General features: G+C 40.4%; 12 protein-coding genes, 1 tRNA gene and 1 riboswitch. Of the genes, 9 read left to right on the forward strand and 4 right to left on the reverse strand.

Going from position 1 to position 14,716, the window contains the following annotated elements; genetic code table 11:
• Window positions 1-69 precede the first annotated feature (69 nt).
• Window positions 70-1,710, forward strand: coding sequence for an ATP-dependent helicase (locus HXT45_RS02375; RefSeq protein WP_421782139.1), 1,641 nt, complete (start codon window positions 70-72; stop codon window positions 1,708-1,710).
• Between the two features lie 53 nt (window positions 1,711-1,763).
• On the opposite strand, the gene HXT45_RS02380 is transcribed toward HXT45_RS02375, so the two are convergent.
• A complete protein-coding gene (locus tag HXT45_RS02380) occupies window positions 1,764-3,518 on the reverse strand; it encodes a zinc-dependent metalloprotease (RefSeq protein ID WP_115793812.1) in 1,755 nt (584 codons plus the stop codon).
• A 248-nt stretch (window positions 3,519-3,766) separates the two neighbouring features.
• On the opposite strand from HXT45_RS02380, the gene HXT45_RS02385 reads away from it, so the two are divergent.
• Window positions 3,767-4,684 (forward strand): PDZ domain-containing protein, encoded by a 918-nt coding sequence (locus HXT45_RS02385; RefSeq protein WP_396230237.1) that lies wholly within the window; start codon window positions 3,767-3,769, stop codon window positions 4,682-4,684.
• Here the strand turns inward: HXT45_RS02385 and HXT45_RS02390 are convergent.
• Window positions 4,675-4,748: transfer RNA gene (locus HXT45_RS02390), tRNA-Val, on the reverse strand. The genes HXT45_RS02385 and HXT45_RS02390 overlap by 10 nt on opposite strands.
• 164 nt (window positions 4,749-4,912) lie before the next feature.
• Between HXT45_RS02390 and HXT45_RS02395 the strand changes: the two genes are divergently transcribed.
• From HXT45_RS02395 to HXT45_RS02420, 6 genes are all read left to right on the forward strand, one after another.
• Window positions 4,913-6,289 carry a DivIVA domain-containing protein gene (locus HXT45_RS02395; protein WP_415680725.1) on the forward strand — a complete coding sequence of 459 codons (1,377 nt, stop codon included), beginning with the start codon at window positions 4,913-4,915 and terminating at the stop codon, window positions 6,287-6,289.
• A 54-nt stretch (window positions 6,290-6,343) separates the two neighbouring features.
• Complete coding sequence (recO, locus tag HXT45_RS02400) at window positions 6,344-7,096, forward strand: DNA repair protein RecO (protein WP_115793815.1); 753 nt, start codon at window positions 6,344-6,346, stop codon at window positions 7,094-7,096.
• Between the two features lie 86 nt (window positions 7,097-7,182).
• Window positions 7,183-7,284, forward strand: a riboswitch (TPP riboswitch).
• A gap of 36 nt (window positions 7,285-7,320) precedes the next feature.
• Window positions 7,321-7,941, forward strand: coding sequence for an ECF transporter S component (locus HXT45_RS02405; protein WP_004130359.1), 621 nt, complete (start codon window positions 7,321-7,323; stop codon window positions 7,939-7,941).
• A 172-nt stretch (window positions 7,942-8,113) separates the two neighbouring features.
• Complete coding sequence (locus HXT45_RS02410) at window positions 8,114-9,037, forward strand: ABC transporter substrate-binding protein (protein ID WP_421782142.1); 924 nt, start codon at window positions 8,114-8,116, stop codon at window positions 9,035-9,037.
• Between the two features lie 108 nt (window positions 9,038-9,145).
• Window positions 9,146-10,363 carry a phosphotransferase enzyme family protein gene (locus HXT45_RS02415; protein ID WP_115761786.1) on the forward strand — a complete coding sequence of 406 codons (1,218 nt, stop codon included), beginning with the start codon at window positions 9,146-9,148 and terminating at the stop codon, window positions 10,361-10,363.
• An 80-nt stretch (window positions 10,364-10,443) separates the two neighbouring features.
• Complete coding sequence (locus tag HXT45_RS02420) at window positions 10,444-11,238, forward strand: isoprenyl transferase (protein ID WP_004112377.1); 795 nt, start codon at window positions 10,444-10,446, stop codon at window positions 11,236-11,238.
• A 26-nt stretch (window positions 11,239-11,264) separates the two neighbouring features.
• Here HXT45_RS02420 and HXT45_RS02425 read toward each other — a convergent pair whose 3' ends face one another.
• On the reverse strand, window positions 11,265-12,494 hold the full coding sequence (locus HXT45_RS02425; RefSeq protein ID WP_004130350.1) for a M20 family metallopeptidase: 1,230 nt from the start codon (window positions 12,492-12,494) through the stop codon (window positions 11,265-11,267).
• Between the two features lie 77 nt (window positions 12,495-12,571).
• Window positions 12,572-12,958 carry an MTH1187 family thiamine-binding protein gene (locus HXT45_RS02430; RefSeq protein WP_004132604.1) on the reverse strand — a complete coding sequence of 129 codons (387 nt, stop codon included), beginning with the start codon at window positions 12,956-12,958 and terminating at the stop codon, window positions 12,572-12,574.
• Window positions 12,959-13,142: 184 nt separating this feature from the next.
• Here HXT45_RS02430 and HXT45_RS02435 point away from each other — a divergent pair, with 184 nt between their 5' ends.
• The gene (locus HXT45_RS02435) at window positions 13,143-14,663 is read left to right on the forward strand and encodes a glycine--tRNA ligase (protein ID WP_004130346.1); all 1,521 of its coding nucleotides are present in this window, start codon (window positions 13,143-13,145) and stop codon (window positions 14,661-14,663) included.
• Window positions 14,664-14,716: the final 53 nt, after the last annotated feature.

Consider the following 14,716-nt stretch of genomic DNA (forward strand, 5'->3'; position numbering starts at 1 on the left):
TAAATAGCCTTTAACCACATTAGCGTTTTATGCTTTTATTTTTTCTTTATTTGTTGTAACAATAGAATTATGATTTCTACTCAAGAGTCTTTAGAAAGCAAGAAGCGCGAATCTAACAAAAATCATGGTAAAGATTACGCACAGTCTTTGCTAGAAGGTTTAGATGATTCTCAACGCAAAGCAGCAATGGCGTTACAAGGGCCAGTGCGCATTACTGCATGCGCTGGAGCAGGTAAGACTCGCACTATTACGCGAAGAATCGCGTACGCGTGTGCAAAAGGAGAGTGGGACGAAAATCGCGTTTTAGCTGTTACTTTTTCTGTAAAAGCTGCTAAAGAAATGCAAAATCGCCTTAAAAAATTAGGCGTAAATAATGCAACTGTTGCAACTTTTCATTCTGCAGCTTTACAGCATTTAAGACGAGTTTGGAATGACGTTTGCGAAGCTCCTTTTCCAAATATAATGGATGATCCAAAAAGTGTTACTGAGCAAGCATTAATCCACTACACGGATTTTGCAAATATGACTTCTGCACAAATACGAGACATTATTGCAGAAATCAACTGGGCAAAGGTTAGTCTTATTGCTCCAGATGATTACGCGCGCGCATATTCTTGCGTTAGCCGAGATCTTCCTGCAGCTCTAGACGTTAATCAATTTGTTGAAGCATATAAAGCTTACGAGTTAGAAAAAAACACAAGGAATCTTATTGATTTTAACGATTTGCTACTTCTTGCATGCCATGTTTTGCGCACTTTTCCTAAAGCATGTGAGAAAATACGTAGTAAAATCGGCTGGGTTACTGTTGACGAGTATCAGGATGTTTCTCCTCTTCAACATGAGCTTCTTAAATGTTGGCTTGGCAATAATCGAAATATTTGCGTTGTTGGAGATCCTGCGCAAACGATTTATTCTTTTGCAGGAGCAAGCAGCTACGATTTACTTGAATTTCCTAACGAGTTTGCGCCGCTTTGTGCAGATATTAGTCTAAATACGGATTACAGATCTACGGAACGTATTGTAGGTCTTGCTAATCGGGTTCTTTCTAAGTCTGCTTTTAGATGTGATTATTTAAGACTCGTGTCAAAAAATAAGGGTGGCGCTCGCGTTACTAAAACTGTTTATAACACGGATTACGACGAAGCTGTTGATGTTGCTCAACGAATTTATAATGCTGTTAAATCAGGCAAAGCACTCCCTACAGATTTTGCTATTCTAACTCGCACTAATGCTCAACAGAATATATTTTGCAAAACTTTGGGTGATTTAGGAATACATTTTTCTGTTAGAAAAGATGCTGGTTTGCAGATTGATGTTTTAGAAAACAATTTTGAAGATTCAAACGCTAGCGATTTGAGTGATTTAGAAAAATACGTCGAAAGTGGCGATGCAAAAGACATTGACTTTGCAAAAGAAAGCGAAAGCGAGCGCGAAAAAGTAGATTTAATCAAAAAATCTTTACTTCCTGTAACGATTTCTACGATTCACGCATCTAAAGGTTTGGAATTTAAGCACGTGTTTTTAATCGGCTGCAGCGAAGGACTACTTCCATTTGGAAGCGTTAATAGAACTCAAGATACAGACGAAGAAGAGCGCAGACTTATGTATGTTGCAATAACGCGCGCGGAAGCAACCTTGCACATGTCTTATGCAATTTGCAAAGACTACGGCAATGGAATGCAAAGGTCTGTAAGCCACTTTTTAGAATAAATGCATTTATGCAATTGTTCTAACGTAAATCGCTTATAAATTAGTTTATGACTTTATTTGTCGCTTTTGTGCTGATTAGAGTCTTCGCCAGAGTCTGTACCAGAATCTTCGCCAGAGTTCGCATTGGAATCTTGGTTTGAGTCTTGCTCGTCGTTTTGGCTGTCACTATCGCTAGATGCCAATAATTTACTTAATTCGTCGTCCCAATTAACGTCTTTAAGTTTTTGCTCTAAATCGTCACTGTTCTTAAAATCTTCTAAATCAAGCATATTCTTGCTTAATTCTTCTAGATTTGCGTTTTCTAAATCATTGCTATCTGTTTGTTCAGATTCTTTTTTATTTGTATTATCGCTGTTTTGACTATTCGTATTGTTTTGACTATTAGTGTTGTTTTCGTTGTTTTTATTGTTTTCGTTATTTTTATTTACTTTATTAGTATCGTCTTTATTATCTTCTTTATCTTTATTATCCTTAGTATCTTCTTTATCTTCGCTAAAATCTGGTAATTCTGGCAAAAGATCTGGGTGATTCCACATGGCATCGCGTTCCTCAATGCCTTTTTCATTTGTAATCGCATCCCACATTGATGCAGCTTCGCGCATTGCTCTAGGACGCAACTTTAATCCAGTTAAAGCTTGGAAAGTCATTTCTGAAGGGCCACCTGCAGCGCGTTCTCGCCTAGTCATCTCTCTAAGCTGCTCAATGTGTGGAATGTGTGCCATTCCAGCACGCCAAATAACGCAATCAACCCAACCTTCACTAAGTGCAAGAAGTGTTTCTAATCCTTTTAATGCTTGTTTTTGACCTTCTGTATCGTTTCGAGCAATATTACATAAGTCAACAGCTCCCGAAATAGACTCTGGGTTCATTCCTTCAATATCTCTAAGCTGTTCTTCCATAGCGCTTAAGTCGATAGAAATTCCAGCTGCATACTTTATTATTAGTGCTTCAAAACGAGGCATAAGCCAAGGTGCAGACGCAAACAATCGTGCGTGAGCAAGCTCTCGCAATGCTAGATAATTCATAACTTCGTTAATGTCTAATCCCCACTTTTTTGCGTAATCTATGCAATTGTAAGGAACAAGACCGCCTGCAGGGTTTTTAAGAAGTGAAATACCTTGATCAAAGCTTCCGCGAATCTCGTGAGATAAATTTCCAGCAGCATATCCTAATTGCATTGCAAAAGACGTGTTAGCAAGAAGGCTCATCATTTGTTCTGGCTTTTTTACGCCATCTGGCATAGGTATTGGCATAACGCCGTCGTATAATCCTTCTACTTCTAAGTCTTGGTCTTCTCCAAATTTTTCGGCAATAACATCCGAAAAAGCGTTACTAACCGATTTGGCAACAGGATTTGCAAACTTAATCCACGAATCTATAGTTCCATTAACCCAGTCTTCTCTTGAAAGAACATCGGGGGTTCCAGATACTGGATTTAGATTGCAATTCGCGTCTAGCCATAAGTTTGCTTCACTTAGCGCTCTTCTTGTTGCATCTGCAACTTGTGCGTTTACTGTACCGCCGTCTCCAGTTGCTTTTTGGCAAGCAAGCAATTGAGCAAGTCTTTTATTGATTGGACCTTCTTTAAGTGTTTCCGTCATCTCAAAAGGCGTGTTTAAGCCGCCATTAGCAAAGGCACTCATTAACGAATGAACTTCTTCTGGAGATGGAAGGCCTCCGTTTGAACATCTTGTAAGAATGTCATCGCGAACTTCAAAAGGAAGATTTTCAAAGTTAGACCAAGCTCTTTCTCCTTCTTCGGGGCCAAAGCAGCTAACAAGCCATTGGTGAATTTCTTCTTCGCTCATATTCAATCCTTATGAAGTTTGTACCTAAGTTAAATATATTTGCGTATATTTTATGTTTGTTTACATAGTCTTTAACTATACGGTTTTAACTATGTATAAAAGATTCTACTCGATACATGGCGATTTTTGCTAATAAATTAATAATGTGTATAACTTTTTCAAATTTTTTCAAAAACCGCATCTTGTTAGGGTTTTTAGAGTGTAGGTTATGCACATTTACATATACTATTAATTTTATGCCTAATAAGATGCCTAATAAGATTACGTACATGTTTAATAAAATCAATAAAAATATATTCACTACTCTTAAAAATACTGTTGGGGATCTTGTTGAATATTTTTCCGCTAAGTCATTTAGGTATTTTGTTGGGTTATTTATTGTAGTTATGTCGATTATCGCGCTTTTTCTACCAAGTGCATATGTTGTGGAAGAACCTGGGCCAACTCAAGATGTTCTAGGAAAGTCTTTTGGAAAATATGTGATTAATGTTAAAAATGGCGCTGTTAAGAATACTGACTATAAATCTTCGTCAAAAAGTGGAAAGCTTCTTTTAGTAACAGTAAATACGTCTGGAATACCAGGATACGAGATTCCAAATATATATGCGATTGCATCTTGGTTCGATTCTAAAAAGCAAGTTTTACCTAGAGAAGTTCTTGTTCCAGTAAATCAAAACGCAAGCGATTATAAGAAAGAAACAAGTAAGCAAATGGCTTCTTCGCAATCTTCTGCGCAAGTGGCGGCTTTGGATTATGCGAAGAAGCATCTTAATGTGAATGTAAAAAACGTAAAAATTAAGTTGCATATAGACGATATTGGTGGACCGTCTGCAGGCATGATGTACGCTTTGGGTATTTTGAACAAGCTTACAAACGCAGATTTGGCTGGTGGAAAAATAATCGCTGGAACGGGAACCATTGATAACTCTGGGAAAGTTGGTCCAATTGGCGGTATTCGATTAAAGATGATATCTGCAAAAAGAGATGGAGCTAAATGGTTTTTGGCGCCAAACAGCAATTGCAATGAAGTTGTTGGGAATATTCCGCAAGGCTTAAAAGTTGTAAGCGTAAAAACTTTGGACGACGCGTACAAAGCGTTAGCAAAAATTAAGGCTGGTAAAAATCTAGATTCTTTAAGAACTTGCAAAGCGGAAAGTGGGCGATGAGGGACTCGAACCCCCGACATCCACCGTGTAAAGGTGGCGCTCTAGCCAGCTGAGCTAATCGCCCGCTTGAAACAAGATACAGTATGGTGTGTACTAGAAACGTTGATTTGTGTTTTAGGCGTGTTTTGCGCATATATCATTTGCGTGTTTTGCGTGTGTTTTGTTTATGCGTCTTAACAATCGCGTAAAGTGTATTGAATACGAATCTGTTCAGGAGGTCTATTGTTTATGGCGAGTAAACCTGATACCGCGCGTAATTCTTCGGGTATTGAGCGTGTAGGTAAGCGCAAGAAGGGTTACAGCGTAGAGCAAGTTAATGATTTTCTTGAGCGTGCTCATTCTTTGTATGAATCTAGCGACATTAGTCTTACTCAAAAAGATATTCAAGACGTATCTTTCGATTTAGAAGATGAAGGATATGCTATTCCTCAAGTAGATGCTGCTCTTTCTAGATTAGAGCGTGCAGTTGTAGATAAGACTACGCAGTACGAGATTTCTAATCGCGGCAAGGTTGTTTGGAAGGCGCAAGCAGACGAAGAATATAGAGTTTTGCTTTCTCATTCCCAGCGCGATTATAAAATGCGTTTTGATTCCGCGCAGTCGCGTAAGCCTTCTTACGATAAAAAACAAGTAGACAATGTTGTAAATAAGTCGCTAGATAAGATTGCTGTTCTTCTTGGATATAATCCAGTTTGGGGAAGCAGTTTAAGTGATTTAGACAAAATTGACGCAATGTTTGTTTCTAATGTTCTGTTTACTCAACGTTCTGGAAAACGCGGATACGACGAGCGCCAAGTGGACTATTATCTAAATGCTTGCGTTCGCTTATTAAGCAGACTTGAGTCTTATGATCGAGTTGCTAAGTATACAGACTTCGATTCTAGTGATTCTAGTGATTCTGTTAATTTTGGCGCTTTTGCTAAGTCTAATAATGATTTACAAGAAAATGTTGTTTCTAAAACATCTTCTGCGCCTAGTGTTGTTGCGCCTAGTGTTGATGTGCCTAGTGTTGATGAACCTAAGTCAGCTCCAGTTCCAGTTTCCACTCCAGCTCCAGCTCCATTAATGCCTCCAGCAATTCCTCCATCGATTCCTGTTGAGCATCATGCACAGAAGGCGATTTTTACTCCTCACTCTGTGAGTGTTGAAGCTAGTGACGATACAGACGACGAAATGTCGCAAGCGTCTACTGTTATGCCTCCAGCATTCCCTCCGTCTTATGATCCTAATGCTGCTTCCAACAATTCTGCTACTAACAATAATGATTTTGGAAAAGTTAAAGATGCAGGAAAGAAGGAAGATAGCGCTAATGTTGTTAGTGCGAATGCTGATGGTGTAAATAATGCAAATGCAAACAATGCAAGTAATAACAATGTAAATGATTCTAAATCCATTGGAGATTTGAATCTTTCACTTCTTGCTTCGCCTAAGTTCGAGCCGTCGCAAAGTCTTAATTTAGATATTCCAGATCTTTCGTTCCCTGTTATGAACCATTTTGACACTTCGGTTGAAGATTCTTCTCGCGAAGCAAATAATGATTCAGATGATTTTGACGATACTGGCGAATCTAATTTTGGCGGATTTGTAAACCCAAATCATAATTAATAGTCTATTTTTCACTTAGATTTAGGGATTATACAAGCTAAGAGTTATTGATTAATGCCGTTATATAACGATGAAGCTGTTGTTCTTAAGACTTTTCCTCTTGGGGAAGCTGATCGAGTTATTGTTATGCTCACTAAAAAGCATGGCAAGGTTCGAGCTGTTGCAAAAGGTGTAAGGCGGTTAAAATCTAGATTTGGCGGGCGCTTAGAGCCATTTATGCGTGTTAATGCACTTTTTGCAACTGGCAAAACTTTTGATGTTATTTCTCAAGCGGTTTTAGTTTCGCCTTATGCTGGTAGCATTTGTGCGGATTACAATCTGTATAGTTGTGCTAGCATGATTGCAGAGATTGCGGACGATTTAGTCTCGTCTCACGCGCAATATTCGGATTCTTGCTCACAATACAATCTTCTTATAGCTGCTTTATCTGCTCTTTCTAAAAGTTTGCATAGTGCTGAATCAATCGCGCTTTCGTACGTTTTAAGAGCATTGCAATTAGCTGGATGGTCTCCTAGGTTAAATGAGTGCGTTATTTGTTCAACACGCAATGATTTAGCCTATTTCTCGGCAGCTAGTGGTGGAGTTATGTGCTCTAAAGATCATGCTTTAGAGTCTATTAAGTGCAATGATTTAGCGCGTTTTCAAATGATTTCATTAATTAATGGCGATTGGCAAAATTTAGACGGAACAAGTATAGACGATTTAACATCTAAATGCGTTGAACAATGGTGTGAATATTGGCTAGAAAAGCCTATTAGATCTATGCGTTTAAGCGAAAAAAATTCTAATTCGCTGTATTTTGATTAGAGTTTCTATTATCTTAATGAGCGATTTTGTTAATTTTATGTTTGAATTTTATAAAATTTGTCCTCGCTGTCTGATGCAATATGAATGATATCAGGCACGGGTGCTCTTTTAAGAGCTGAGAAGATTACTGTCTAACCGTTTAACGTGAATCGGGTAATGCCGACGTACGGAGTTTTCTGCAGGGTCGCCTTTGTTTGATTGGTTAAAGATGAAAGGAGACCCTAATGGGTACATCTGTTGAAGAAGAGACCGTGCGTCCATCCTTGCGTTGGAACGTAGCCGATGTTACGCTCACGGTTGTTATTGCTGTAGCTTCTGGTATTATCTTCTGGGGCATCGGCTTGATTAGTGAGCCTATTTCTGCTGCTCTTAAGCTTATTCCAGTTCCAGGCGTTAGCGCATTGTACTACGGTTTGTTCTACTTCGCTGGTCCTTTAGCTGCTATTATGGTTCGCAAGCCAGGCGCTGCACTATTCGGCGAGTTTATTGCTGCAATGGTTGAGTTGACTGTTGGTAGCCACTGGGGCGGTATTGGTACCGTTCTTCCTGGTTTTGTTCAGGGCTTGTTCGCTGAATTTGCATTCTTGTTTGTTATGTATCGCAAGTGGAATGTTGGTTTGACTGCACTTTCTGGCGCATTAGCTGGTTTGGGTGGAATCGTTTCAACCTATCCGTTCTACTACGCAGGTGTTCCAATCTTTGGCGCATTCATGATGATTCACACACTTTGCAGCATGATTTCTGGTGCTGTAATTGGTGGTGTAGTTATGTGGTACTTGTACAAGGGTATTGCTGCTACTGGCGCATTGAGCCGTTTTGCTTCTGGCAAAGAAGTACGCGCTTAAGTCTTAACTTTTGCTAGTAAGATTTGATTTGTGGGCGGGGGATTAATCACCTCGCCCACTTTTGTAAAGTCGCAAGAAAAATCGCAAGTTAGCAGCGCGCAAAAGTCGCAAGAAAAGTCGCAAATAAAAGTCAAGATAAAATCACAAATCACTATAAAACAAAGGAGTTAGTATGCTAAGAGTACGTCTTGAATATGTGCATCCATGGACGAATCACGCAGGAATGTACCTTGCAAGAAAGCGCGGATTATATGCGCAATACGGATTAGACGTAGAGTTTACAAGCACAGATACGGAGCGTGGAGATGTTCCAGCATGCTTGGAGCGCGGAGAAGTAGACATAGCTCTTGTTCGCTTAAATCAGCTTTTTGCTCATCAAAATGGCGCAAACAAGCTAACGTCGTTTGCTGTAATGAATCAATCTCAAATTGGTGGAATCATAACAAATAAAAACACGGGCATTACGCGATTTAAAGATCTAGAAGGAAAGCGCGTAGTAATCCCTATGGGCGTTAAGCGCTTATACACGGAGCTTCAGCAGGCGGTTGCTGCCGACGGAGGCGACTTTAGCAAGCTGATTACAATTGACCCAGGCCCATGGGAGCCAGACATTCGAGCCGTAGAGCGCGGAATGTGTGACGCTTTTATTAATGTTGCTTGGTGGGAGCCATACCAGGGTTCGCTTCCATTTGACCAAGTTGTTGTTCTTCCATTCGATTCTATTGGCGTAGCTCCGCATCATTCTTACTATGTTTGCGCTCGCCAAGAGATGATTGAGCGAAATCCGCAATTAATACGCAACTTTGCAAGCGCAACAGTTAAGGGCTATGAGCTTGCAGGAAAAGACCCTCAGGCTGGTGTTGATGCTTTGCAAAATGCGCTTTGCCACATTAGCCCAGAGGCTTTGCGCGCCTCGCTAGACGAAGTGATTCCGTCTTGGTACGACAAGAATGGTCGTTGGGGTACAGCAGACATGGCTTTGGTGGAAAACTACACTCGTTGGATGGGTGAAAATGGCCATTTAAGCGTGCCTCTTGATTGCGCGCTAAAGAGCATAGAAAGCGGATGCGTAACAAACGAGTATTTGCCAGAATAGTCGGCCAGCATGTGCTTGAATCGCAAGCATAATAACGATTGCAAACGCAATTACAAGCGCAAATAAATATCACAATTCAATGAACCTGTGGCAATAATTGGAGCAAATATGGAAAACGAAAGCAACGACCCTCAGCTAGATATTGTTGCTCAAAGATGGGCAAATGTTGATTTAGATGAGGCAAATATTGTGTGTTCTCTTTTAGAGGATCCGCTAGAAGCTGATTGCATTTTAAGTCATAGTTTGCGCCCGATGGCTGCAGGTTCATTGATTCGCGCGCATTACAAAGATGATTCGTCAAAGAAATCACAAAATTTAGACGTTTATATTAAAAGATGCAGCACAAAAGTTAGGCAAGCAAGCACAATTAGGCCGTATCATCGTTTTGCTGAGCATCTTTTAAAAAATAAAATAAGCACGCCAAAGTACTTGTATTTTAACAAAAATAGCGAGTTTTTAGGTTTAGAAAAGAATACTGCTGGCGATATTTACGTAGACGGCACTCTTCTTGTAATAGGCGATTGCGCTTACGAAGTGACTTTAAAAGCTAGCGGAGAAGATAGATACAAAGACGCGTACACTTGGGATCCGCCTAAAACGTGTGAAGAAGCCAAAAATCTTGGAGTAATGATGGCAAAAATCGCCTTAGCTTCGCAAAGTTTTGACGAGCCAAATCCTAAGGAAATCAACGCTTTTCAATCAAGATTTAGTCTTTGTGCAAGCGAAGATGTGCAAAAAGCTGCAGAAGTTTGGTTGGAAAATAGACCTGATTTAGCGAAATTCTTAAAAGAGCAGAATCGTGATTTTGTAAAAGATTTAAGTGAATTTGCTCCAACATGCAAAAAAATTTACGATTTGGGGTACGCGAATCTAAAAAAGCAGTGGACTCATGGGGATCCGCATATATCTAATTTTATGTGGAAAGATAGCGCTCCAAGCGCAGTATTTGACTTTGGAATGGCGTATACAAACACAGCAATCTACGATTTAGCAATGACTTTAGAACGCAACACAATTCAATGGGTAGATATTGCGAATGGCAAAAAAGATTCATTTAGAACGGACTTAGTTAAGTCAATTTTGCAAGGATATGCTAGCGTTCGACCGTTAACAGATGTTGAAAAAGAGCTGCTTCCGCTTGTTTTATCTGTAAGTCAAATCGAGCAATGCGTAGAATTTGTAGACTATTACTTAAAGTCAAATGGATCTTACGATTTTAAGATTTGGGGCTATGATACTGGATTCTTAGATCATGCTAGATGGTACAAATCTTGCTTTGGGAAAAGATATTTGAATTATCTAACAGAAGTTTTGCAAAAAATATAGCGGACTTTTTAGTGTGCTTTTTAGTCAAGCTTTGCAAAACGCTTTAGCTATTCGTTCAATGGGGTTGTTAGATTTTAACTATGAGTTTTGAAAACGTTGACTACACTTCGTTAAATATTCCAGCAGCTCCATTTAGTGATCCTAGCCGTGTGCCAGATTTTCCTAAAGGCAAAGTTCCTCGCCATGTAGGCGTGATTATGGACGGCAATGGGCGTTGGGCTAAAGAGCGCGGAATGATTCGCACAGAAGGGCATAAAGCGGCGGAACCAGTGGTTTTTGACACTATTGCAGGTGCTATAGAAGCAGGTGTTCGCTACTTAAGCTTGTACACGTTTTCTACCGAAAATTGGAAGAGATCTCCTCAAGAAGTGCATTTTTTGATGGGATTTTCTAGAGATATTATTCATCGCAGAGTTGCGCAAATGAATGAGTGGGGAGTGCGCGTGCGCTGGGCTGGAAGACGGCCGAAATTGTGGAAGTCTGTTATTGACGAGTTGGAAAAAGCTCAAGAAATCACAAAAAATAACACTACGATTGACGTTGTTTTTTGCTTAAACTATGGAGGTCGCGCGGAAATCGCAGATGCTTGCGCGGCAATTGCTAGGGAAGTTAAAAGCGGCAAAATTAAGGGTGATCGCATTAGCGAGAAGATGATTGCAGAACATTTGTATAATCCAGATATTCCAGATTGCGATCTTGTGATTCGCACTTCGGGAGAGCAGCGCACTAGCAACTTTTTGCCTTGGCAAGCGTCTTATGCGGAGCTTGATTTTGTTCCAGAACTCTTCCCAGATTATGGTCGCGAAGCGTTGTGGAGGTCAATTGACCGTTATGCGCATCGCGACCGCAGGTTTGGTGGCGTAAAAAACGCTTAAACTTATCTGTTAGTAGAATTAATTTATTAGTCGCAAGCTAGCCATGCGCAAGCTGCAACAACAGCTGATTCAAGTCCACGATTTAGAGTTGGTTGCAAATCTGGAGCAAAAGCTGGATTGTGGTTTCCTGGAGCATTTTTCATGTCTTCAAATCCACCTAATCCCCAGTATGCGTAAGGTGTATTGAAAGCATTTGCAACAATAGAAAAATCTTCAGAAGCAGACTGTTTGCTGATTTGTACAGAATTTTCACCAAAATATTCGTCGAAAGCTTCGCGCACGCGATAAACTGATGCTTCGTCATTATTGGTTAATGGATAGCGGTCATAGTATGTAAATTCTGGTTCCTTTGGGCATCGTGCTAGATTGCACTCTCCGCGCACAATTCGCTCAATGGCAGAGTGAACAAATTTTTGAGTATCTTCGCTGTATGTTCTAGTATTAATCAAAAGTTCCGCATCGTCTGGAATAATGTTTGACTTACTTCCAGCGTTTATTGCGCCGACTGTAACTATTGCGTAATCTTTAGCAGCTACTTCACGAGACACAATCGTTTGCAATTTCAACACAATAGACGAAGCTAAAACCACAGGGTCAACGCTTAATTCTGGCATAGATCCATGAGATCCTTTACCAAAAATGTGTACGCGGATTGAAGATGCGGTAGTTAAAAATGCTCCTGATTTAATACCAACTGTTCCTGCAGGAATTGCTGCAAGAACATGCTGACCAAGATAAACATCTGGCTTTGGAATAATGCGTGTAATGCCATTTTCTACCAAGCTTTTTGCGCCTTGAGCTGTTTCTTCTCCTGGTTGAAACACTCCAATGTAGGTTCCATGCCATGCTTCTTTATGATTGTTAAAAGCTTGTAAAGATCCAAGTAAACTTGCAATATGAAAATCGTGACCGCAAGCGTGTGAAACTCCAACTGTTTTACCATTTTCATCTTGTGTTGTAACTGTTGAAGCGTAGTCTTTTCCTGAATTTTCTGTAACAGGAAGAGCATCAATATCTGCTCGCATAGCAACTATTGGCCCTTCTCCATTTTTGATTATTGCTACAACTCCTGTTTTTCCAACGCGCTTTGCTTCAATTCCATCTTTAGTAAGAATATCTATGATTGCTTGTGCTGTATGCGTTTCTTGCATAGATAATTCAGGATGCTGATGCAGGTATTTATACTGCTTTTCTCTATCTGCTTGAGTTTCTTTTATGTTGGACAATATTTGCTTAACTGATTTAATTTGCAGCATTAATTTCTGCTTTCTTATTTTGCTTATTGCAATTTAGCTCTATTTTATGTTTTATTTATAAATTATTTATTAACAAATTACTTGTTTTCGCGTTCTTCAAGAATCTTGTCTACAAGAGCAGCTTTTGCGTCGATTTGACCGCTAAAACCAGGACGAATGTCTAGTTTTAATATAACGCCTGTGCGGTAGCCTTTTTCTACAAGAACCATAGTTGCGTCTTTTACAACGCGCATAACGTCGTCGAATTCGCCTTCGATGTTTGTAAACATTGCGTTTGTTTCGTTTTTTAATCCAGAATCACGAATTACTTTAACGCAATCTGCTACGTATTCGCTGAGTTCTTCGCCAACTCCGCTAGGAGCAATGCATAATGCTGCAACTGTATTAGTTTTGTGGGAATTTTTGTTATTGCAAGTATCGCAAGTCTTGTTATCATTAGTCTTTTCAACATTGTTTTCGCTCATTTTAAGTCCTTTCAAAATACAAATGCGTGTGCAAAATTATGCTTATACATTATTGTATTCGTTTAGCTTATATATGTAGCTTTATATGTTTATGTAGCTTTATATGTTGCGTTAGCGTCACAGGGTTTTTCTATAATAAACACCGTTTCACCCGAATTTTCTAGATTTACGAAAAAGGTGTATTGTGGCTGTTTCAAAGCTTGATGAAGTTGTGTCGCTGGCTAAGCGTCGTGGATTTGTGTTTCCAGCTGGAGAGATTTACGGCGGAACTCGCTCCGCGTGGGATTATGGCCCTTTGGGCGTTGCGTTAAAAGATAATATCAAGCGCGAATGGTGGCGTTATATGGTCACTACTCGTGGCGATGTTGTTGGCGTAGATACGTCTGTTATTTTGCCTTCTCAAGTTTGGGTTGCGTCTGGTCACGTTTCTGTGTTTAACGACCCTCTTATTGAGTGCTTGAATTGCCATAAGCGCCATCGTGCAGATAAGCTCGAAGAATCTTATGCCGAAAAGCATGGCGATAAAATGCCAGAAAATGGCTTAAAAGACATTGCTTGCCCAGATTGCGGAACTCGCGGAAATTGGACGGAGCCTCGCGATTTTAACATGATGCTTCGCACTCATTTGGGGCCAGTAGAAGACGAAAACAGCTTGCATTATTTGCGACCAGAAACAGCGCAAGGTATTTTTGTTGATTTTAAGAACGTTATGACTTCTACTCGCCAGAAGCCGCCATTTGGCATTGCGAATATTGGTAAGTCTTTCCGTAACGAGATTACGCCTGGAAACTTCATCTTCCGCACTCGCGAGTTTGAGCAGATGGAAATGGAGTTCTTCGTAGAGCCTGGAACAGACGAAGCTTGGCATCAGTATTGGATTGATACGCGCGTAAATTGGTATGTTGATTTGGGCGTAAAGCCAGAGAATTTGCGCATGTATGAGCATCCTAAAGAGAAGCTAAGCCATTATTCCAAGCGCACTGTAGATATTGAATACAAATTCGGCTTCCAAGGATCTGACTGGGGAGAGCTTGAAGGAATTGCAAACCGTACCGACTACGATTTGTCTGCTCACGCTAAGCATTCTGGCGAGGATTTGAGCTACTTTAATCAGGCTACTGGCGAAAAGTACGTGCCTTACGTTATTGAGCCTGCTGCTGGTCTTACGCGCTCGCTTATGGCATTTTTGGTTGATGCTTACGATGTTGACGAAGCTCCAAACACTAAGGGTGGAGTGGATAAGCGTACGGTTCTTAGACTTGATCCTCGCTTGGCTCCTGTTAAGGCTGCTGTTTTGCCATTAAGCAAGAAGCCAGAATTGCAATCGGTTGCTCAAGATTTGGCTGCGGATCTTCGACAGCATGATTGGGTTATTGACTACGATGAGGCTGGTGCTATTGGTCGCCGCTATCGCCGCGAAGACGAGATTGGTACTCCTTTGTGTGTAACAGTTGACTTCGATACTTTGGAAGATCATGCTGTAACAATCCGCGAGCGCGACACTATGCAACAAGAGCGTGTTTCCTTAGACAAGGTTGCAGATTACGTAGCAAGCCGCATTAACGAAAAGCGCGTTAAGTATCCGCAAGGTCCTGTAGAGATTGTTGGAGCTCGTGCTGCAGACGGCGGTGTGGATGTTTCTAAGGAAAGCGGCGTTGACGAGTCGCAGCCTGTAAAGATTGCTCAAGCTGGCGGATTGTACTAATAAGTATTTAGTAAAAAGTCGCTAGTGAAAAGTCGCGTAAAATCGCCAGCAAA

The sequence above is a fragment of the Gardnerella sp. DNF01199S genome (assembly GCF_049244155.1).
In the GTDB taxonomy this organism is placed as follows: domain Bacteria; phylum Actinomycetota; class Actinomycetes; order Actinomycetales; family Bifidobacteriaceae; genus Bifidobacterium; species Bifidobacterium piotii.